This is a genomic window from Niallia yueguangensis (assembly GCF_052663115.1).
This window is the reverse complement of the sequence record NZ_JBQTCX010000030.1, coordinates 1-20,946: the sequence shown is the minus strand read 5'-3', so window position 1 is coordinate 20,946 and position 20,946 is coordinate 1. Positions and strand designations below refer to the sequence as shown.

General features: G+C 36.3%; 19 protein-coding genes and 1 riboswitch. Of the genes, 1 reads left to right on the top strand and 18 read right to left on the bottom strand.

What is annotated here, in order from left to right; translation table 11 throughout:
- Positions 1-29: 29 nt before the first annotated feature.
- The 4 genes from pcrB to ACTYA4_RS20075 all read right to left on the bottom strand — a co-directional run bounded on the left by pcrB (position 30) and on the right by ACTYA4_RS20075 (position 4,576).
- A complete protein-coding gene (gene pcrB / locus ACTYA4_RS20090) occupies positions 30-725 on the bottom strand; it encodes a heptaprenylglyceryl phosphate synthase (RefSeq protein WP_443483335.1) in 696 nt (231 codons plus the stop codon).
- 488 nt (positions 726-1,213) lie between these two features.
- On the bottom strand, positions 1,214-1,522 hold the full coding sequence (locus tag ACTYA4_RS20085; RefSeq protein ID WP_443483314.1) for a YerC/YecD family TrpR-related protein: 309 nt from the start codon (positions 1,520-1,522) through the stop codon (positions 1,214-1,216).
- Positions 1,523-1,558: 36 nt separating this feature from the next.
- The gene (locus tag ACTYA4_RS20080; RefSeq protein WP_443483313.1) at positions 1,559-2,599 is read right to left on the bottom strand and encodes a DUF3048 domain-containing protein; all 1,041 of its coding nucleotides are present in this window, start codon (positions 2,597-2,599) and stop codon (positions 1,559-1,561) included.
- Positions 2,600-2,830: 231 nt separating this feature from the next.
- Positions 2,831-4,576, bottom strand: coding sequence for an adenine deaminase C-terminal domain-containing protein (locus tag ACTYA4_RS20075; RefSeq protein ID WP_443483312.1), 1,746 nt, complete (start codon positions 4,574-4,576; stop codon positions 2,831-2,833).
- A gap of 173 nt (positions 4,577-4,749) precedes the next feature.
- Between ACTYA4_RS20075 and ACTYA4_RS20070 the strand changes: the two genes are divergently transcribed.
- Positions 4,750-5,094 carry a YgaP family membrane protein gene (locus ACTYA4_RS20070; protein ID WP_445505850.1) on the top strand — a complete coding sequence of 115 codons (345 nt, stop codon included), beginning with the start codon at positions 4,750-4,752 and terminating at the stop codon, positions 5,092-5,094.
- Positions 5,095-5,306: 212 nt separating this feature from the next.
- Here ACTYA4_RS20070 and purD read toward each other — a convergent pair whose 3' ends face one another.
- From purD to ACTYA4_RS20000, 14 genes are all read right to left on the bottom strand, one after another.
- Positions 5,307-6,569, bottom strand: coding sequence for a phosphoribosylamine--glycine ligase (purD, locus tag ACTYA4_RS20065; RefSeq protein WP_443483310.1), 1,263 nt, complete (start codon positions 6,567-6,569; stop codon positions 5,307-5,309).
- A 27-nt stretch (positions 6,570-6,596) separates the two neighbouring features.
- Positions 6,597-8,132, bottom strand: coding sequence for a bifunctional phosphoribosylaminoimidazolecarboxamide formyltransferase/IMP cyclohydrolase (gene purH, locus ACTYA4_RS20060; protein ID WP_443483309.1), 1,536 nt, complete (start codon positions 8,130-8,132; stop codon positions 6,597-6,599).
- Positions 8,133-8,180: 48 nt separating this feature from the next.
- A complete protein-coding gene (gene purN, locus ACTYA4_RS20055; protein WP_443483308.1) occupies positions 8,181-8,750 on the bottom strand; it encodes a phosphoribosylglycinamide formyltransferase in 570 nt (189 codons plus the stop codon).
- A 13-nt stretch (positions 8,751-8,763) separates the two neighbouring features.
- A complete protein-coding gene (gene purM / locus ACTYA4_RS20050) occupies positions 8,764-9,795 on the bottom strand; it encodes a phosphoribosylformylglycinamidine cyclo-ligase (RefSeq protein ID WP_443483307.1) in 1,032 nt (343 codons plus the stop codon).
- Between the two features lie 216 nt (positions 9,796-10,011).
- Positions 10,012-11,424: an amidophosphoribosyltransferase gene (gene purF / locus ACTYA4_RS20045; protein ID WP_443483306.1), complete on the bottom strand. Its 1,413-nt coding sequence runs from the start codon at positions 11,422-11,424 to the stop codon at positions 10,012-10,014.
- On the bottom strand, positions 11,409-13,625 hold the full coding sequence (purL, locus tag ACTYA4_RS20040; RefSeq protein ID WP_443483305.1) for a phosphoribosylformylglycinamidine synthase subunit PurL: 2,217 nt from the start codon (positions 13,623-13,625) through the stop codon (positions 11,409-11,411). The genes purF and purL overlap by 16 nt, the downstream gene beginning before the upstream one ends.
- On the bottom strand, positions 13,609-14,295 hold the full coding sequence (purQ, locus tag ACTYA4_RS20035; RefSeq protein ID WP_443483304.1) for a phosphoribosylformylglycinamidine synthase subunit PurQ: 687 nt from the start codon (positions 14,293-14,295) through the stop codon (positions 13,609-13,611). Before purQ ends, purL begins: the two co-directional genes overlap by 17 nt.
- The gene (purS, locus tag ACTYA4_RS20030; RefSeq protein WP_443483303.1) at positions 14,292-14,546 is read right to left on the bottom strand and encodes a phosphoribosylformylglycinamidine synthase subunit PurS; all 255 of its coding nucleotides are present in this window, start codon (positions 14,544-14,546) and stop codon (positions 14,292-14,294) included. Before purS ends, purQ begins: the two co-directional genes overlap by 4 nt.
- Complete coding sequence (gene purC, locus ACTYA4_RS20025; RefSeq protein WP_443483302.1) at positions 14,539-15,258, bottom strand: phosphoribosylaminoimidazolesuccinocarboxamide synthase; 720 nt, start codon at positions 15,256-15,258, stop codon at positions 14,539-14,541. Before purC ends, purS begins: the two co-directional genes overlap by 8 nt.
- Before the next feature lie 111 nt (positions 15,259-15,369).
- Positions 15,370-16,662, bottom strand: a complete 1,293-nt coding sequence (purB, locus tag ACTYA4_RS20020) for an adenylosuccinate lyase (RefSeq protein ID WP_443483301.1) — start codon at positions 16,660-16,662, stop codon at positions 15,370-15,372.
- Positions 16,663-16,665: 3 nt separating this feature from the next.
- On the bottom strand, positions 16,666-17,820 hold the full coding sequence (gene purK, locus ACTYA4_RS20015; protein ID WP_443483334.1) for a 5-(carboxyamino)imidazole ribonucleotide synthase: 1,155 nt from the start codon (positions 17,818-17,820) through the stop codon (positions 16,666-16,668).
- The gene (gene purE, locus ACTYA4_RS20010) at positions 17,807-18,295 is read right to left on the bottom strand and encodes a 5-(carboxyamino)imidazole ribonucleotide mutase (RefSeq protein ID WP_443483300.1); all 489 of its coding nucleotides are present in this window, start codon (positions 18,293-18,295) and stop codon (positions 17,807-17,809) included. The genes purK and purE overlap by 14 nt, the downstream gene beginning before the upstream one ends.
- 130 nt (positions 18,296-18,425) lie before the next feature.
- Positions 18,426-18,527: riboswitch (purine riboswitch) on the bottom strand.
- 112 nt (positions 18,528-18,639) lie between these two features.
- A complete protein-coding gene (locus tag ACTYA4_RS20005; protein ID WP_443483299.1) occupies positions 18,640-18,819 on the bottom strand; it encodes an NETI motif-containing protein in 180 nt (59 codons plus the stop codon).
- Entirely contained in the window at positions 18,794-19,369 is a 576-nt protein-coding gene (locus ACTYA4_RS20000) for a DUF2179 domain-containing protein (RefSeq protein WP_443483298.1), read from the bottom strand. The genes ACTYA4_RS20005 and ACTYA4_RS20000 overlap by 26 nt, the downstream gene beginning before the upstream one ends.
- Positions 19,370-20,946 lie beyond the last annotated feature (1,577 nt).

Sequence of the window (20,946 nt, the reverse complement as noted above, 5' to 3'; positions counted from 1 at the left end):
TATATTCTATTTTAATCTTTTCTTCCCCTTCATTCAACGCTTTCCATTTTAATTTGAACCGTTTGCAGAGCAGCCTTTATATCTTCATAAATAATATTGCCAACTACCACGACATCCGCATGTTCTGCCATTTTTTTTGCATCTTCCAAGCTTTGAATGCCTCCTCCATAAAAGAGGGTAGTATTCTTTAAACTTTTTTTCGCAGCCTTCACTATATTAGGATCACCCTGTGTTCCGCTATATTCTAAATAAAAAATAGGCAAATGGAACATCTTTTCTGCCATCATGGCGAATGCTGCAACATCTTCTTCTGATAAATCAGCATTTGCATTGGTTAATGCTGCTGCTTTGCAGTCTTTATTTAAAATACAATAGCCTTGTACTAATATTTCATCCCAGTTCATTATTTCTCCATATTCTTTTACTGCTTCGTGATGCAACCCTGTCACCCATCTTGTATCAGGGCTATTCAAAACAGTTGGAATAAAGTACAGATCAAATCCTGGTGTAACAGATTCTATTGTAGAAACCTCCAGCACACAAGGCACCGTATATCGACGGATGCGCGACATAAGACTCAACACATTTTCTAAAGTAATTCCGTCCGTCCCTCCAACGATGATTGCATCTGTACCGGATTCACAAATTTCCTCTAAATTTTCCTCTGATATTTCTTTATTAGGATCTAACTTAAAAACGTGACGCCACTCACGAACATTATACATGCATACTTCCTCCATTCTAACAGTCCATTCCATCATTATAGCATTTGTAATAACTTCTAAAAAGAAATCATAAAGGTTATTTGGATGTAAATATTTGCTGGAAATAAGAAGGCGAAAAGCTAGTAATTCTACAAAAATAATCGTCAAGCTTTCACTTAATTAGGACGTTTTATTCAAACAAAGGTTTCATTTTATAAGGCTGTTTTCGTAAAGAATGTTGCTTTTAATCCCGCAGCCTGAATACACTTCGCTTTCCGTGGGCGAGCGTCGAGCCTCCTCGTCGCATACGCTCTGCTTAAGTCTCGTCTTTCTCGCATTCCCACAGGAGTCTACGTGTATTCAGTCTGCTGAGTACTTCTTCTCCCATTTTTTTGCGTAAAAAACAACAAACTTTGAGAAAACAGCCTTTTATAATTATCTAATATAGTCACTTCCTTTTCCTAACCAACAAAAAAAGCAGGCTGCATTTTGCCTACTTTTCTTCCATTTTATTCTGTTGGATTTTCTTCTTTTTTAATTCTTTCTAAAGCCATTTCGTATGCGTCATTGCCATAATTTAAACATCTTTTCACACGTGAAATAGTTGCTGTGCTGGCACCTGTTTCTTTTTCAATCGTATGATATGTATTGCCTTCTCTTAACATTCTTGCCACTTCCAGTCGTTGTGACAATGACTGAATTTCATTTATTGTACATAAGTCATCAAAAAATTGATAACATTCTTCTAAATTTTCCAAAGAAAGAATGGAATGAAATAATTGATCCAATTCTTTCCCCCTTAATTTATCAATTTGCATGTTTTCATACCTCCATAAAAATTCACTTAAGTTTTATCATTTCAAAGAAACGGCTGCATTTATTCCAGGATTAGAAGGTATAATGTCTATCCATGTCTTCCCAGGTACAAGGCCTGACTGCTTATCATGTTCAACCGGAAGTATTCGACCATTTATATTCTTCCATTCAACTTCCCGCCACTTGCCTTTTTGCAATAAATAGCCTTTCCCACCTGATTTAAGATCAATTTCTCTTCTTCCTTTACTGTCAACAATAGAATGTTTAGCCTCTACAATAAAAACATTATCTACTGCGACAGGCTCATTTGTATTATAATCAACTGTTTGTTGACCGTTTGAAAAACGCAAGTATTTTTGTAAGCTGCTGTCATATTTAAATTCGGAATTAAATTGAACATTAGAGCCAAATTTAACATCGACTGTATTGTTTGTTTCTCCAGCTATTTTTTCTATATCCGAATCTTTTAAAAAAGCGAGAGATCTTGGCGGTTCGTCCATTTTATACTTTTTCATCGCCGCACCCTTTAATATATTGCTATAGCTAATATAAGAATTATGGGGAGCCACTCTGTTTGAAGCTCTTTTAAAAAGAGTGCCATCATATTGCATACCATTTAAATTATCAATATATTCTTTCGTTAAAAGCTTTTTTGCTTCCGGACTGTACCCATGAGCAATGTATAAAGTATTATATGCCTTTGCAAGGTGTATATAATACTCCCTCGAACTTCGAATTGGTCCGATTGTTTCTGGTATTTCACTTTGAAATATCGCAAGAAATCTTGTAATATCTCCTTCTGCTAGTACTTCATACACAACATCTGCTTTTGATAAACCTGATTGTGGTCTCCCAGCAGGATGATTATTAATCATTACTCCTATTGCTCTATCCGTACTTTTTTCCTTACTAACCAAACCTGTCAGCGGATATGTATATGCCAGCTCCTTAACCTCTTTGTCATCCTTTGCGGCAATACCGGTTTGATTATTTTCATTATGTTTGTTAACCTCTTCCGCCTCTTTACTGCATGCAGTTAGCAATATTATAAGCAAAAGAAAAATACAGATCTTTTTCATAGAACCTCCTAATAAGAAAAGCGCAAGCGCCTTGCTCAGCGCTGGAGCTAGACACTCATCTAAAGTTCAAAAATTTTTACTTTCTTACCTATTGAAATCCTTGTTTTTTGTAGAAGCGAAGCATTTTTATTATCTATTCACTTTGATATAAAATGATATCATTTTACTTTTTGTCATAATTTCCTATAACTATCGGAATATCCATCATATAGAAGTAGACTCTTTTATATTTTAACGCATTATCGCTGGAAAGAGTACATTTTTATTCATCACATCAAATAATCCTTTTTGCGTTATTCTTATATATGGCAAATGAGTAGAAGAAAAGAAAACTAATGTGTACATAGGATCCTCAAATGGAAAACCATTTTCCTTTATTATTTGTATCAATTCCTTTTCTTTTTTGATTAAGTCCTGAATGGGCATATCTGCCATCATCCCCTTCAAGGGAAGAGAAATTTCTAGAATGAGTTTGCCATCCTTAAATAACACGATTCCGCCGCCTAATTCTTTTAACCTATTAAAGGCTTTTATCATATCATCCTGCTTTTTTCCTAATAATATAATATCCCCATCTCCGGTATAAGAGCTGGCAAGGCCGTCTATCTCTTTTGTAAACCCTTTTAAAAACGTATTAATTCTCCACTTTCCTCTCCTGTCTAACAGCATAAAAAAACATTCATCATGGTCTTTAGATAATGTATCTCCTACAACATTTAAAGAAATAGAATACGGCTTTGTGATGACAGAATTTTCTAATTTAATTCCAAATGCCATAAAAAACTCCATATCATGCGGGCTCAAATTCCAATCTAAATCTAATGGACATAAATTATATTCATGCCAATTGATAGATGGAAAAGCATTTTTGATTTCTTTACCCTCTTTTTTGACCCATACACCTTTTGCCATTACTGACACTGGAGTTGGGTTATTTTTAGATGATAAAAAATTAATATTGGCTACTCTCCCTGTTGCTATGTTTCCATGCAAATGCTCTATATGATAGTATTTGGCGATATTGATCGTAGCCATATTATAAGCATCTATTAATGGCACCCCTTGATTAATAGCTATGTGTATTAAGTGATCAATATGTCCTTGTTCATAAAAATAAGAAGGCGATCCATCTGTCGTTAACATAAATTTATCATACTGATTAATTCCTAATGCTTGAATTTCTTGTAAAAGTTTAGGCAAATCCGGGCGAATTGATGAATATCGTAATGTCACCATATACCCTTGAAGCAGGCGGTCTAAAACTTCTGTTCCTGTCATTGCTTCATGGTCCGCATCCACTCCAAGCAGCATTAATTTTGCCAGTGTTTTTTCCGAAGCTCCTGGAAAATGTCCTTCTATTTGTTTGCGCATTCTTTTTGTTTCTTGCATCCAATGCAGAATCATATCATCACCGTCTAACAGCTTCGGCCACGCAGTCAATTCTCCACCTTGAAGAACGTTATCATGATTTAACCAGCTTTTTATATCACTATGAGAAAAAACCGTATCTTCGTCCTTTAATTCCGTTTGTGCATCATATCTGCACCACCAATAGATGGAGGAAGGAATATCTCTCATAAACCGCAAAAAGGAAAACGCTTTCTTTTTGTTTATCTGCATAGCTAAAACTAAATTATCATTAATAAGTGTTGTTGTTCCATATTGTGATGTATATTGTGCAAGCGTTAGGGGATTATAAATTTGAAAAGGATGTGCATGTGGTTCTATATATCCTGGTACAAGCAGTTCTGATGTGCAATCAATTATTTCACAATCATGAATATAATTTGGCATTTCTTTTCCAACATAAACAATGCGGTCTTGATAAATCCAAATATTAGCTTGCATCCATTTCCGTAATATTTGATTTAAATAGGTTGCATTTTGAAGGACCATTGTTGGAGATATTTCACCATTTAAAACATCAACATGATCACGCAGCTCTTTGTTTTTCCAACGGTATCGTTGATTGAACATTTTGTTTCGCCTCCCTTTTTCCATTCGCCCTATTATTCACGGAAATATTTTCATATATTAACTTTATATAGGTATCATCAATGAAAATGTTTACAATATTATTATTTTATCATATCGCTTTTTCATAACTATTACCACTTTGTTAATTTTATGTATACAGGAGGAAACATTTTATGAACCCAAAACAGAATATTAGCTTAATTAATGCACTGATTCGCATCACTTTCGGATTTACTTTTTTAGCATGGAGCACTGCCAAACTAGCAAGACGTGAATACAAACAATCTTATCTTTTAATCATGCTGCTTGCTGCCATGAAAATAGCAGAAGGAATTGTTCGCTTCTGTCCTGTTACTGCCTTATATAATAATAAAAACGATGTTTTTCCTATAAAACAAAGCAATCAACAAAAACAAGCAAACAAAAAAGATCATGTAAATACTTCTTCAAAAGAAGTAGCTGAAATAATGGAAGAATTTAATCCATCGACTGTTTTTTCTCCGGATGACATGAAATAAGAAAAGCGGAAGCGCCTTGTTCAGCCCCGAAGAAAAATGTTCTCTTGGCTCAAAAAGTGTTTTTTACTTTTAGAGACAAGAGGTTATCTTTCACAGGGGCTAGGGGCTAGGCGCTAAAGCTAGACACCCGTCAAACTCCAGAATGCTTTCTTACCTAATAAAATAAGGGACAGATTTCTACAGTAATTTGTAAAAATCTGTCCCTTTTGGTTTTATTCTTTAATAGCCTTAAACCCGATGTCATGACGATAAAATACGCCATCACTCTCTAATTTATTATCTAATTCTTTATACACTTTTGTTTGTGCCTCTTTTAATGTAGTGCTTTTGGCTGCAACAAGCAATACTCGGCCACCATCTGTAACAAAATCTCCCTGATCATTTGTACTCGTTCCAGCATGAAAAATAGACACATCTTCCATTTTGTCGAGTCCTTTTATGACCGCACCTTTTTCATAGTCGCCAGGGTATCCTTTTGATGCAATGACAACCCCTAACATATCTTCGTCGTACCACTCAATTGTTGGCACTTCTCCTGCTAAAACGGCCAATAGCACTTCTACCAAGTCAGATTTCATTCTCGGTAATACAACTTGTGTTTCAGGATCTCCAAGTCGTGCATTAAATTCAATTACTTTTGGCCCTTGAGCCGTTGCGATTAAACCTGCATATAATATACCGGTAAAATTTCTTCCTTCTTGTGCAAGTGCTTTTGCAGTCGGTTTAACAATCGTTTCTAATGCTGTTTGTACAACACTTTCCGGAATGTGTGGAACAGGTGAATAAGCTCCCATCCCCCCTGTATTTGGGCCTTTGTCTCCATCATAAGCACGTTTATGATCTTGAGCAATTTCAAGTGGAATAACCGTTTCGCCGTTCACAAAGGACATTAAGGAGAATTCCTCACCAGCTAGAAATTCTTCGATAACAACCGTTGCAGATGCACTACCAAATTTTTCGTCCAGCAGCATTTCTTCAATACTAGCTAAAGCTTCTTCCATTGTCATTGCAACTGTTACACCTTTTCCAGCAGCTAAACCGTCTGCTTTAATAACAATAGGTGCACCTTTTTCTTCAATATAAGCTTTTGCTTCTTCATAGTTTGAAAAAGTAGCATATTCACCAGTAGGAATTTCATACTTCTTCATAATATCTTTCGCAAAAGACTTGCTTCCTTCGATTTCAGCTGCTTTCTGCTTTGGACCAAACACTTTTAAACCAGCTTCTTCAAACTTATCTACTACACCAGCAAGCAAAGGAACTTCCGGACCAACAATAGTTAAATCAATTTTGTTTGTTAATGCAAAATCGACTAGTTTTTCTACATCTGTTTCTTTGATTTGAATACGCTCTGCTACATCCGTCATCCCAACATTTCCAGGTGCAACAAAAACAGTGTCTACTTTATCGCTTTCCTTCACCTTTGTACAAATGGTATGCTCTCTTCCGCCGCGCCCAATTACGAGTATCTTCATTTTTGTCTCCATCCTCCAGCTAAAGGTTTAATGTTTGAAATGTCTTACTCCAGTTAAGACCATCGCAATTCCATATTCATTCGCTTTTTTAATGGAATCTTCATCTCTTATACTTCCACCTGTTTGAATAATTGCCGTAATTCCTGCTTTAGCAGCTGCTTCTACCGTATCATCCATTGGGAAAAATGCATCAGATGCTAATACTGCGCCAACACTTTTTTCACCAGCTTGCTCTAGTGCAATTTTTGCAGCTCCTACACGATTCATTTGACCAGCACCAATACCAAGCGTCATTTCTTTATCATTTACCACTATTGCATTGGATTTTACATGCTTAACGACTTTCCATCCGAATTTTAATGCTTCCCACTCTTCTTCAGTCGGCTGCTTTTCCGTAGGAATCGAAATAGTCGCATCATCCAACGTATAACGATCGAAGTCCTGTGTTAATAATCCGCCTTCAATTGAAGTAAACTTCATCTCTTTTTTATTTTCACCAGCAAATGGAATTGTTAATAAACGTAAATTCTTTTTCCCTTGTAAAATCGTCAATGCTTCTTCTGAATAAGATGGAGCGATGATAATCTCTAAGAAAATTTCACGAAGTTTTTCAGCTGTTTGTGCATCCACTTCTCTATTAAGGGCAATGATACCGCCAAAAATAGATACTGGATCTGCTTCAAACGCTTTTGAGAAAGCAGTAAAGATATCCTCTCCTGTTCCTACACCACACGGATTGCTGTGTTTAACAGCAACTGCTGCAGGCTCACTAAATTCTTTTACAATTTGAATTGCTGCATCTGCATCATTAATATTGTTATAAGATAGCTCTTTTCCGTGCAATTGTGTTGCATTGGCAATTGAGAAGTCAGATCCTAATGGTCTTCTGTAAAATGCCGCACTTTGATGTGGATTTTCGCCATAGCGTAAAGATTGCTTTAATTCATAAGTAACGGTTAATTTTTCAGGCGTTTCTTCTTCTGTAAGTTCCGTCATATATTGAGCGATCATTGCATCATAAGAAGCAGTATGACGGAATACTTTTGCAGCAAGTCTGCGTCTTGTTTCAAAGTTTACGTCACCTGTTTGCTTTAACTCATCTATAACGGTTGCATAATCAACCGGATCTACTACAACTGTTACATACTGATGGTTTTTAGCAGATGCACGCAGCATTGTTGGTCCACCAATATCAATATTTTCAATAGCATCTTCTACTGTTACATCTTGTTTTGCAATCGTTTGTTGGAATGGATAAAGGTTCACACAAACAATTTGAATAGGATCAATCTTATGCTCTTTTAACTGCTCCTGATGACCAGGTTCGTCAAATTTCGCAAGCAAGCCTCCATGAATATATGGATTAAGTGTTTTTACTCTTCCTTCTAAAATCTCTGGAAACCCTGTTACATCACTAACACTTAATACAGGAATACCGCTGTCTTGTATAGCCTTTTTAGTTCCACCTGTTGAAATTAATTCATATCCTAGATCATGCAGTTCTTTTGCAAAATCCGTAATTCCAGTTTTATCTGATACACTAATTAACGCCCTTTTTTTCATGTGCTTTTACCCTCCAATTAATATGTAGACAACCTGCTGCATTTTTTATTATTTTGTTTCAAGCAATGTTTTAATAACTTGTGGATAAAGTTTATGCTCTAATGCATGAATCTTTGTTTGCAAGCTTTCATTTGTTTCATTTTCTTCAACCATTACTTCCTGCTGAGCAATAGCTGGCCCCGTATCCATTCCTTCATCCACATAATGAACGGTTATTCCCGTTTTTTCTACTCCTGCTTCTAATGCTTGTCCGATAGCATCTTTACCAGGGAATAGCGGCAGTAAAGAAGGATGAATATTAATAATCTTCTGTGGATATGCCTGTAAAAGCGTATCACCGATTAATCGCATATAACCTGCAAGAATAATAAGTTCTACCTTCTTTGCTTTTAATTCTTTTAAGATTTCTTGTTCATATTCCGCTTTACTTTGAAATTCTTTTGCAGAGAAAACATAGGAAGGAATTTGATGTTTTTCTGCACGCTCCAACACGTAAGCCCCTGGTTTATCACATACTAATAAGCTTATATTAGCTTGGATTTCCTTGCTTTCAACGGCATCAACTATTGCCTGAAAATTCGATCCGCTGCCTGATGCAAAAATAGCAATATTTTTCATTTCTATTCCTCCACTATTTCAAGACGATGTTTATTTCACCATCTGCCGTTACCTTTCCAAGTGTATAAGCTTTTTCACCAATACTTGCAAAATGGCTAAGCACTTCTTCTGCAATATTAGAATCCACAGCCAAAACCATGCCTGTTCCCATATTAAATATATTGTACATTTCTTTGCGATTCAGCTTTCCGATAGACTCCATCAATTGAAATACTGCCGGCACTTCCCAATTGCTCTCATGAAGTTCCATTCCTAATCCCTCTGGAAGCATACGTGGAATATTTTCAATAAAACCGCCTCCTGTAATATGTGCAAGACCTTTTATTTCGAATTGTTTTAGTACAGACAACACTGACTTCACATATATTTTAGTTGGCTTAATCAACTCTTCTCCAAGCGTGCAGCCTAACTCCTCAACATAGTCCGTTAATGACATTTTTGCTTCTTCCAAAAACAGTTTTCTTACTAGTGAATAACCGTTGCTGTGAATACCGCTTGAAGCAAGACCAATTAACACATCTCCTGCTTTAATCTTTTCCCCTGTAATAAGGTTTTCCTTTTCACAAGCACCAACTGCAAATCCTGCTAAATCATACTCTTCTTCACTATACATTCCTGGCATTTCTGCAGTTTCTCCGCCTACTAATGCACAGCCTGCCTGCTCACAGCCATCTGCTATTCCTTTTACAATTGCTTCAATCTTTGCCGGCTCTGCTTTTCCACAAGCGATATAATCAAGGAAATAGATTGGTTCTGCTCCTTGCACGACAATATCATTAACACACATTGCTACAGCATCAATGCCTATCGTATCATGTTGATCTAACATAAAAGCAAGCATAAGCTTCGTTCCAACACCATCTGTTCCTGAAACTAATACAGGATTTTTTAAATTTAATACAGATAAATCAAACATTCCTCCGAATCCACCAAGTCCGCCTAATACACCTGGTCTCATCGTTTTCTTTACATGTTTTTTCATTCTTGTAACAGCTTCATATCCTGCTTCAATATTTACTCCTGCTTGTTTATAAGCTTCAGCCATTGTTTTTCCTCCTATAGTATATCTTCGCATTTCACTCTCACTTAATTAGAAATATAAGTTAAAATTTAATGATATACTTTACTCTTAATAATAGTTCTATACGATAAGGTCTTTTTCAAAAGAAAAGCGACATACTAACATGCCGCTTTTTCTTTTTTATAAAATGGTTCGTGTATTCTGCACTGTCAATTAACAGAGAGAATCTGCTCATCTGGATTACACTTTTTCCGTTGGATGTACAGTTGATGGATATATTTCCGTTGGGTACTTACCTGTAAAACAAGCTAAACAATGCCCTTTCGTCTCTCCATCATCTGTTCCGCCGATTGCATCAATCATTCCTTCTGTACTTAAGAAGGTTAAAGAATCTGCTCCAATTAATTCACGAAGTTCTTCTACAGCATATTTGGAAGCAATTAATTCTTCTTTTGTTGATGTATCAATTCCATAGAAACAAGGGTTTTTAATAGGAGGAGAACTGATTAAAACATGTACTTCCGTTGCTCCTGCTTCCCTTAGCATCGTGACAATACGTTTACTTGTAGTCCCACGAACAATCGAATCATCCACCATAATCACTCGTTTTCCCTCGACAACGCCACGAACAGGAGAAAGCTTCATCTTTACCCCTTGCTCCCTTAATGATTGGGATGGTTGAATGAATGTACGGCCAACATAACGATTTTTAATTAACCCTAATTCATAAGGAATGCCAGTTGCTTCCGCATACCCAATTGCTGCAGAAATACTCGAGTCAGGTACCCCTGTTACCACATCTGCTTCAATCGGTGCTTCAACAGCTAATCTTTTTCCAAGATTTTTACGGGCTGTATGAACATTTATGCCATTAATATTGCTGTCCGGTCTTGAAAAATAAACGTATTCCATTGCACACATCGCAGGATTAGATGCAACAGAAAACATTTCAGAGCGGAAGCCATTATCATCAATAATTAATAACTCGCCTGGTAAAACGTCGCGAATAAATTCAGCACCGACTACGTCAAATGCACATGTTTCCGATGCTACCACATAAGCATCCCCTAATTTTCCTAAAGAAAGTGGTCTCATGCCGTTTGGATCTAATGCAACCATTAATTCCGTTTCTGTCATGATTAAAAATGCATAGGCTCCTTTAATCATCGATAAGGCATTTTTTACACGTTCATTAAAATCAGAGAAACCGCCTCTTCTTATTAAATGTGCAACAACCTCTGTATCAGAACTTGTTTGAAAAATACTTCCTTGTGCTTCTAGCTGACTTTTTAATGCAGTAGCATTTACTAAGTTTCCATTGTGCGCAAGCGCCATGCTACCGCTTTGAAAGTGGAAAAGAAGCGGCTGGACATTTTCATATCCTCCACCGCCGGCAGTTGCATAACGAACATGACCGATAGCTGCTTTACCAGTCAATTCTTTCATTACATCCGGTGTAAAAATTTCAGCAACAAGGCCTTCGCCTTTCATTCCTTTTAATTTTTCTCCGTCTGTTGCAACGATGCCTGTACCTTCTTGGCCACGATGTTGTAAGCTGTGAAGTCCATAATAGGTAACTTGTGCAGCATCTCCATGCCCCCATACACCAAAAATTCCACATTCTTCATTTAAGCCTCTTATTTCAGCAAGCATGGAATTGCTCCTCTCCAGGCATTCTCTAATGATTCTACCTGTTCATTTATCAGAATATTTTCCCCCTGGCTAATGTTAAGAACGGCTGTGTCTGTTACTTCTCCAATCAATGCTGCTGGAACTAACTTTTCAAATGCTGCTTTGTTTTCTGGTTTAACGGTAATTAGGAAACGAGATTGAGACTCACTAAATAATGCAGAAACAGGGTTTCCAGTTGTGTCAATTTTAGCCCCTAATCCTTTAGACCCGATTAAACTTTCCGCTGCAGCAACAGCTAATCCACCTTCTGCTAAGTCATGAGCAGATGCTACAAGACCTGAACGGATTGCTTCTAACACAACAGCTTGATACGCTTTTTCTTTTTCTAAATCTAATTCTGGTGATTTACCTGTAATAGCACCATTTATTAATTTTTGAAGCTCACTTCCACCAAATTCATCTTTAGTTTCACCTAATAGATAAATCAAGTCACCAGCTTCTTTAAATTGTTGCGTAGTAATATGTTTAGTATCTTTTATTAAACCAACCATGCCAATTACTGGAGTTGGGTAAATAGCCGTTCCATTTGTTTCGTTGTATAAAGATACGTTTCCGCCGATTACTGGGGCATTTAGTGTTAAACAAGCTTCACTAATCCCTTCAGCTGCTTTTTCAATCTGCCAGAAAATCTCTGGTTTTTCTGGATTTCCAAAGTTTAAGTTATCTGTAATCGCTAATGGTTCTGCACCTGAACATACGATATTTCGAGCCGCCTCAGCAACTGCAATTTTCCCGCCAGTTTGCGGATCAAGATACAAATATCGAGCATTACAGTCAGTTGTCATAGCTAAAGCTTTTTGTGTACCGCGAATGCGGACAACTGCAGCATCTGAACCTGGTGATACAACTGTATTAGTACGTACCATATAGTCATATTGATCATAAACCCATTCTTTACTTGCAATTGTAGGTTGTTTTAATAGATTAATAAGTGTTTCGCTATAGTTTTCCACTGCAGGCACTGTATTTTCCATTGCTTGAAACTCACGGAAATACTGTGGCTCACTGGATGGCTTGTGATAAACTGGAGCATCTTCTGCCAGTGCATCTGCCGGTACGTTTGCAACGATATCTCCTTTATGCAGCAAACGAAGCATCTTATCATCTGTTACTTTTCCAATCGCAACTGCTTCTAGATCGTATTTATGGAAAAGATCTTTGATTTCTTGCTCTCTTCCTTTTTTCACAACGATCAACATGCGTTCTTGTGACTCTGATAACATCATTTCATATGCAGTCATCCCTGTTTCACGTTGCGGAACTAAGTCTAAGTTCATTTCAATTCCAGATCCAGCTTTACTAGCCATTTCTGCGCTAGAGCTTGCAAGACCTGCTGCTCCCATATCTTGTATTCCTACAAGTGCATCCGATTGAATTAATTCTAAACATGCTTCAAGCAATAGCTTTTCCATGAATGGATCGCCAACTTGAACTGCCGGGCGCTTTTCATCCGAGTTTTCAGTCAGCTCTTCTGAAGCGAATGTAGCACCATGAATTCCGTCACGGCCAGTTTTTGCTCCAACATACATAACCGTATTGCCAACACCATGTGCCTGCCCTTTTTTAATATCTTCATGATTAATTAAACCTACACACATCGCATTTACTAGTGGATTTCCAGCATAGGAGTTATCAAAAGCGATTTCGCCGCCAACCGTTGGAATACCGATACAGTTTCCATAGCCAGCAATCCCTGCTACTACCTCTTTAAAAAGATATTTCGTACGTGCATTATCTAATTCACCGAAACGTAAAGAGTTTAAAATCGCAATCGGTCTTGCACCCATGGAAAATACATCACGAATGATTCCGCCTACCCCTGTTGCAGCACCTTGATATGGCTCAATTGCAGATGGATGATTATGACTTTCAATTTTGAAAGCAACCGCTTGTCCATCGCCAATATCAACAATTCCTGCTCCTTCTCCAGGTCCTTGCAATACTTGAGGACCAGTTGTTGGAAACTTCTTTAATACCGGTTTTGAATTTTTATAGCTGCAGTGCTCAGACCACATAACGGAAAATAAACCCGTTTCTGTGTAATTAGGAAGACGTCCTAGAATTTTCTCCACCATCGCAAATTCTTCGTCCGTTACACCCATTTGTTTGTAAATTTGTTCTGTTTTAATTTGTTCTGGACTTGGCTCAAGCATTAATGACATTTGCTTCCCTCCACTGTTTTACGATTGATTGGAAAATCTTTAGACCATCTGCTCCGCCTAGAAGCTCATCTACAGCTCTTTCTGGGTGAGGCATCATGCCTAATACATTTCCTTTTTCATTTATAATACCGGCAATATCTTCTAAGCTGCCGTTTGGATTTTTCCCACTATATGTGAATACAATTTGATTATTTTTCTTTAAAGATGCTAATGTTTCTTCATCACAATAGTAATTTCCTTCTCCATGAGCAATCGGAATAGAAATAACTTCTTTTTCTTCATAGCTGGAAGAGAAGATCGTTTGGTTATTTACTACTTGTAATTCAACAGGTCGGCATATAAATTTCAAACTTTCATTTCTTCTCATTGCCCCTGGAAGCAAGCCTGCCTCTAACAAGATTTGAAAACCGTTGCATACTCCTAAAACTGGTTTACCTGCTTCAGCAGCTTTTACAACCTCTTTCATGACGTTGCTGAATCGAGCAATTGCACCAGAACGCAAGTAGTCTCCATAAGAGAAACCGCCTGGCAGTAAAATTCCGTCATACTCATCCAAGCTTTCTGCGTCATGCCAAACGTATTCTACTTCTTCCCCTAATTCATCCTTAATTGCGTGGAACATGTCGACATCACAATTGGACCCTGGAAATACGACAACTGCGAATTTCACTGTGCAACAACCTCCTCAACCTCGTAGCTATAATCTTCAATTACTGTATTTGCTAATAAACGCTCGCACATTTCTTTTACTTGCTTATCAAGATCTTGATCTGATTTCTCAATCGTAAGCTCTAAATATTTACCGATGCGAACATCACTTACGTCATTATAGTTTAATGAATGCAATGAGCTTTTTACTGCGTTCCCTTGTGGATCTAATACACTTTCTCTTAATGTGATATATACTTTAACTTTATACATGCTGTTGTCCCCCTAATCTTGCTAAAATATTTTGATAAGCTTCTGTTAAATTTCCTAAATCGCGGCGAAAAACATCCTTGTCCAGTTTTTCATTTGTTTCTTTATCCCATAAACGGCATGTGTCAGGTGATATTTCATCTGCAAGCAAGATATCCCCGTTATTATTTTTCCCAAATTCTAATTTAAAATCAATTAGTTGAATGCCTAATTCAGAAAAGAATTCACTTAATACTGTATTAACTTCTAGTGCTTTCTTTTTCAATGTTTTTACTTCATCCACTGTGGCAAGCTTTAATTCTTCGATATGATCTTCCGTTATCAAAGGATCGCCAAGCTCATCGTCTTTGTAATAAAATTCTACCATTGGTTTTGATAATGGAAGACCTTCTTTTATTCCTAATCTTTTTGAAATACTGCCAGCTGCAACGTTACGTACAACTACCTCTAATGGAATAATCGTTACTTTTTCCACTAACTGCTCTGTTTCAGAAATTTTTTTAATAAAATGCGAATTTACTCCAAGTTCTTTTAACTTTAAGAACAATAAGCTGGTAATTTCATTGTTTAATCTGCCTTTACCAGTGATGCTTGCTTTTTTTTCGCCATTAAACGCAGTTGCAGCGTCTTTATATTCTAACCACACTACATTTTCATCATTTGTTTCATATACTCTTTTAGCTTTTCCTTCATACAATAAAGCTCTCTTTTCCATGTTAAGAGTCTCCTTATCAAAAAAATTAGGGATAAAACGAAAATCTATTAAACTTGCTTTTTAGAAGGGATCAGACCCCTGTTGAAGAGGGGCCTAACCATTCACTTCTTCTTAAAGACCAAGTCTTGTAAAAATCGTATCTACATGTTTAATGTGGAAATTGTAATCAAAACAATCATCGAGTTCTTCTTTTGTTAATTTAGATGAAATAACTTCATCGTTTTCAACAAGCTGACGGAAAGGAACTTGTTTCTCCCATGATTCCATTGTTCTTGGCTGAACCGTATCGTATGCTTCTTCTCTTGTTAAACCTTTATCAATTAATGTTAATAAAACACGTTGAGAATAGATTAGGCCTAATGTACGATCCATATTGCGCTTCATATTTTCTGGATATACCGTTAAATTCTTCACGATATTGCTGAAGCGGTTTAACATATAATTTAACGCGATTGTAGCGTCTGGAATAATAATACGTTCTGCTGATGAATGAGAAATATCTCTTTCATGCCATAACGGTACATTTTCATATGCAGTTAACATATAACCACGAATGACTCTAGCAAGACCAGTCATATTTTCAGAACCGATTGGGTTGCGTTTATGTGGCATAGCGGAAGATCCTTTTTGCCCTTTTGCAAAAAATTCTTCTACTTCGCGTGTTTCACTTTTTTGCAGTCCGCGGATTTCGACAGCAAATTTTTCAATTGATGTTCCAATTAACGCAAGTGTAGACATATAGTCTGCATGTCTGTCCCGTTGTAATGTTTGAGTAGAAATAGGAGCAGGCTTTAAGCCTAATTGCTCACATACATATTTTTCAACAAAAGGATCGATGTTTGCATACGTTCCAACAGCACCAGAAATTTTACCATATTCAATACCAGCAGCAGCTGCTTTAAATCTTTCTAAGTTGCGCTTCATTTCTTCATGCCATAATGCCAGCTTTAGACCAAATGTCGTCGGTTCTGCATGAACTCCATGAGTACGCCCCATCATTACGGTATATTTATGCTCTTGGGCTTTATTTTTTAATACTTCGATAAAGTTTTCAATATCTTTTAACAGTATTTCATTTGCCTGTCTAATTAAGTAGGACGTTGCTGTATCTACAACATCAGTAGAAGTTAGACCATAATGAACCCATTTTCTTTCTTCTCCAAGCGTTTCTGAAACCGCTCTTGTAAATGCAACCACATCATGTCTTGTGTCCAACTCAATTTCTTGAATGCGTTTAATATCAAAAGAAGCATTTTCGCGAATTTTTTTTACATCTTCTTCTGGAATTTCTCCAAGCTTTACCCATGCTTCACATGCAAGAATTTCTACTTCTAACCATGCTTGAAAGCGATTTTGTTCTGTCCAAATATTTCCCATTTCTGGTCTTGTGTAACGTTCAATCATCTTTTATCCTCCGATTTTTTCTGTCTGTACATTCCAAATGTTAGTATTCTCAATTTCATCTAAAGCAATCTCAACAGATGAACGAAGCAATGTAGCATGACCCATCTTTCTTTTTTCTTTCGGTTCTTCTTTCCCATATAAATGGATTTTCCAATCTTGAAGATCTGAAATTTTGTTGATAATTTGCTCTTGATGCTCACCTAGAATATTAACCATTACAGCAGGTCTTAATAATCTTGTACTAGCTAGCGGCCAATTACAGACTGCACGTATATGCTGTTCAAACTGAGAAGTTTCACAAGCCTCAATTGTATAATGTCCTGAATTATGTGGTCTTGGAGCTAATTCATTAATATAAATATCATCATTCGCTGCAAGAAACATTTCTACAGCCAATGTACCAACTAAATTCAAATGTTCAGCCAGCATAGTGGCTTTTTCAATTGCCTGTTCTTTTGCATAATCGCTAATTCTTGCTGGAACAATTGATTCATGTAAAATATTATTAATATGAATATTTTCACTTACTGGAAAAACAGTGCTTTCTCCTTTTCCACTTCTTGTTACAATAACAGAAATTTCTTTTTCAAAAGGAATCCATTTTTCTAATACACAAGGTCCATTATTTAAAAGGACTTCTGCTTCTGCTATTTGACTGCTGTCTGTTATGACAAATTGACCTTTTCCATCATAACCTCCACGAGCCGTTTTTAAAACAGCTGGATATCCTAATTCCTCTAAACCGGTTTTAATATCTGTGCTTTTTTCTATTATTTTAAACGGTGCAACCTTTACACCAGCTTGTTCTATTGCCTGCTTTTCTTTAATTCTATCTTGGGTTATTTCCAATAGTGTGGACCCTTGTGGCACATTTGCATTATTTTTAAGCCATTCTAATGCTTCCGCATCGATATTTTCGAATTCGTACGTGATGACGTCACTGATATTTGCCAGTTTCTGAATTCCAGAAATGCTGTTATATGCATCAACTATTTTAATATCTGCCACTTGACCACAAGGTGAGTCTTCCACTGGATCTAATACAGCAATGCGAAAGCCTTGCACTTTAGCTGCAAGTGCCATCATTCTTCCTAATTGTCCCCCGCCAATAATCCCGATCGTTTGACCTGGCAGAATCATTGTATTAGACAAGTTCATCACTACTTTCCATAACCTCTTTTTTTGTTTTTTCTCTCATAAGCGCAATTCTATCTGCTAATTCAGAATCTGTAGCACCAAGAATTTGAGCTGCAAGAATACCTGCATTTGTTGAACCAGCTTTGCCGATTGCTACCGTTGCAACTGGTACTCCTCCTGGCATTTGTACAATCGATAATAATGAATCCATGCCATTTAGAGCCTTTGACTGCACTGGTACACCGATAACTGGTAAGGTCGTTTTAGCAGCAACCATACCTGGCAAGTGAGCTGCTCCACCTGCTCCAGCAATAATAACTTTAATTCCTCTGCTTCTTGCTTCTTCTGCATATTCAAACATTAAATCAGGAGTGCGGTGTGCTGAAACTACTTTTTTTTCATAGCTTACTTCAAGCTGATCTAGTATGTCACACGCATGTTTCATTGTTTCCCAATCTGATTTACTGCCCATGATAACGCCAATTTGAGCGGTCATGTTTCCCCTCCTGATTCTTAATCGTTATTTCCATATAAAAAGCCCTATTCGGATTCTTCTACTATTTAGAGAGAAAGTATCCGTCCAGGGCTCATTCGATAGAAGAAATAGACAAACTACTCTTCTACTGGCATCATAAACTTTCCCTCATAGTCCAGCGATTTACGGTTGCCGGGTAGAAACTTATGGGCCATATTCCCATTATTATATGAGGGCTATTAAATTTGATTTTTTATTTTCTTTGCCTTAACACTATATCATATTAACAAGCATTTTTATACATTGTCAACTAGAAAAAATCGAACAATTATACATTATCAACTACTAATGTTCGGGATTTACCTCTAGTTTTTAATTGCTTCAAAAATGATTTTCCTTGATATAGGTTCATACGATGTTTGTCCATTTGTGATTTGCTCTTTAAAAATAGGTTTTTCAATTCTTTTAACCGGAGTATAGCCTTCTTTTTTCATCCGATCTATGCATTCCACAATTGTTTCATTTTCCTGCACTTCGAATTTCATTTTTTGCCCCATGAAATAATTTTCCTTTCCTTACACTCTTTACCCAAAACCCACCATGTATTGTTTTTGGTTCATAAACAATAATAAATGCTTTCGGATCAATTTCTTTAATTGTTTGATATAAGCGAAGCTCATATTTTCTTGGTGTTAAAATTTGCAAAGCCATTCTGTCACCTTCTAAGCCGTTTGCCTGCCAATTAGTAACACCATATCCTTGCTCCCTTAAAATTTTTGGTAAATTCTTGTCATATTCTTTTGTTATGACATTAGCTGTTATATATCCTAACGCGAGTTTTTCTTCTATCTTCATACCGACAATTACACCAATAGCATAACCAACTGCATATGCTATCAGGTTTTGTATTTCATCTAAGTTATCCAATACTAAACCTAATCCTATTACATAAATAACTACTTCTATCGCACTTAAAGCAGCTGCGAAATACCTTTGTCCTTTTAATGTTAATATCATTCTAATGGTAAAAAAAGAAACATATACAATATTAATAAGCAAAATTATTAGTACCATTGTTATACTGTTCGCTAACATAAAGTTCACTTCCTAAATAAATGTTTAATTCACATAACAGGCAGTAAGATCCGAAAACTCCCGATAAAAAGCTAACTACATACTTGATAACTTAATCTCCAACGAAACCACAAAATATGACCTTTTAAACATAATTCGAGGAACAAAAAACTACAATCACCACACGTTCAATAGATCTCAGGCAACCTTCTGCAATTGATAAAAAAAGCCTAACAGAAAGTACTTTTTCTACTGTTTACTTCTCCATCACCCAAACTTTTTTAGATCTTATTTAGATAGAAATAATTTCAAAACTACTTAATTTAAACTCATTTTATATCACATTGTTTATAATAGCTACCTTACTTTTATATTTACCTGTTTTATCAGAACTAAACAAAGAAAAATAATGTTTTAGGTTTATTTTTTCATTCTTTTTCACAAAATAATCGCTTTTTTTCTTCTGAAACTATCCTTGCTCAACTCTTGTTCTATATTCCTTTGGCAGGAAATATTTTCATTCCACAAAAAAGGTTATATATTAAGCTTTATATTATGTAAGATTTCTTAACATTTTTTTGTTATTTTGCAAAATACCCATTACGAAGTATGGAATGAAACGCTTAGTATGAAATAAGGTCAACTAATGATTAGGTGATGCACTTTCCATCTGATGGTTAGTTGAGTTTTACTGAAAATAGATTATATAGACGTTGAATAGTTGTTTCTTCTGGGGCGTTTACTGATAGTCTGCTCCTCTTATTTTTTTTCGCTTCTCTGTTTAGCCAATTAAATAGAGATAAAGAAAAATGTAGGCACGGCGATTCGATGTTAACTTATCATAAAGGTACTTGAGCTAGACACTCGCCTACTTTCAAAAATTTATAGTTTTTTATCTTTGAACAAGGCTGTTTACGTATAGATTGTTGCTTTAAGCACGCAGTCTGCATACACTTCGCTTTCCGTGGGCGAGCGTCGAGCCTCCTCGTCGCATACGCTCCTGTGGGGTCTCGTCTTTCTCGCATTCCCACAGGAGTCTACGTGTATGCAGACTGCTAAGAAACACTTTTCTAAATGTTTTTTTATGTAAAAAACAACAAACTTTGAGAAAACAGCGTTGAACAAAACATAAGCACCTTGTTCGGCCTTGAAGAAAAATATTCAATTGACTCAAGAAAGTGCGATTAATTTTAGAGGCAAAGGGTTATTTTACACAAGAGCTAGGGTATGGGCGATTAGGACGCCATGTCTTTATATCGACAATTGTACCTCTCTGAACATTGATCCATAGAATTTAAAGTTTTCCAGAGCTACCTATATTATTACTATATAATGAAGATACTCGTTTAAATCACTTTATATAGGCGACCTTCTAATGTCAGAAGAAATAAATCCAACCATGTTTCGTTATACTGATGTTATAAGGTTTAGATGTTTTCAAAAATTTAGGGGGAATATCTTTCCACATATATGTAAATAGAATGAAGATATGGATAGAAGTATTTATCTGCCTAATTTGAAGAATAAGCATGCAGGAAGGCTACGGAGAAATTTTTAGACACAAAAAAAGTTTAAAGTATCATCACTTTAAACTTTTC

Bases quoted from the DNA above. Each gene is read 5' to 3' on its own strand.
- pcrB (WP_443483335.1), bottom strand. From the start codon at position 725: ATGTATAATGTTCGTGAGTGGCGTCACGTTTTTAAGTTAGATCCTAAT.
- ACTYA4_RS20085 (WP_443483314.1), bottom strand. From the start codon at position 1,522: ATGCAAATTGATAAATTAAGGGGGAAAGAATTGGATCAATTATTTCAT.
- ACTYA4_RS20080 (WP_443483313.1), bottom strand. From the start codon at position 2,599: ATGAAAAAGATCTGTATTTTTCTTTTGCTTATAATATTGCTAACTGCA.
- ACTYA4_RS20075 (WP_443483312.1), bottom strand. From the start codon at position 4,576: ATGTTCAATCAACGATACCGTTGGAAAAACAAAGAGCTGCGTGATCAT.
- ACTYA4_RS20070 (WP_445505850.1), top strand. From the start codon at position 4,750: ATGAACCCAAAACAGAATATTAGCTTAATTAATGCACTGATTCGCATC.
- purD (WP_443483310.1), bottom strand. From the start codon at position 6,569: ATGAAGATACTCGTAATTGGGCGCGGCGGAAGAGAGCATACCATTTGT.
- purH (WP_443483309.1), bottom strand. From the start codon at position 8,132: ATGAAAAAAAGGGCGTTAATTAGTGTATCAGATAAAACTGGAATTACG.
- purN (WP_443483308.1), bottom strand. From the start codon at position 8,750: ATGAAAAATATTGCTATTTTTGCATCAGGCAGCGGATCGAATTTTCAG.
- purM (WP_443483307.1), bottom strand. From the start codon at position 9,795: ATGGCTGAAGCTTATAAACAAGCAGGAGTAAATATTGAAGCAGGATAT.
- purF (WP_443483306.1), bottom strand. From the start codon at position 11,424: ATGCTTGCTGAAATAAGAGGCTTAAATGAAGAATGTGGAATTTTTGGT.
- purL (WP_443483305.1), bottom strand. From the start codon at position 13,625: ATGTCATTAATGCTTGAGCCAAGTCCAGAACAAATTAAAACAGAACAA.
- purS (WP_443483303.1), bottom strand. From the start codon at position 14,546: ATGTATAAAGTTAAAGTATATATCACATTAAGAGAAAGTGTATTAGAT.
- purC (WP_443483302.1), bottom strand. From the start codon at position 15,258: ATGGAAAAGAGAGCTTTATTGTATGAAGGAAAAGCTAAAAGAGTATAT.
- purB (WP_443483301.1), bottom strand. From the start codon at position 16,662: ATGATTGAACGTTACACAAGACCAGAAATGGGAAATATTTGGACAGAA.
- purK (WP_443483334.1), bottom strand. From the start codon at position 17,820: ATGAACTTGTCTAATACAATGATTCTGCCAGGTCAAACGATCGGGATT.
- purE (WP_443483300.1), bottom strand. From the start codon at position 18,295: ATGACCGCTCAAATTGGCGTTATCATGGGCAGTAAATCAGATTGGGAA.
- ACTYA4_RS20005 (WP_443483299.1), bottom strand. From the start codon at position 18,819: ATGAAATTCGAAGTGCAGGAAAATGAAACAATTGTGGAATGCATAGAT.
- ACTYA4_RS20000 (WP_443483298.1), bottom strand. From the start codon at position 19,369: ATGTTAGCGAACAGTATAACAATGGTACTAATAATTTTGCTTATTAAT.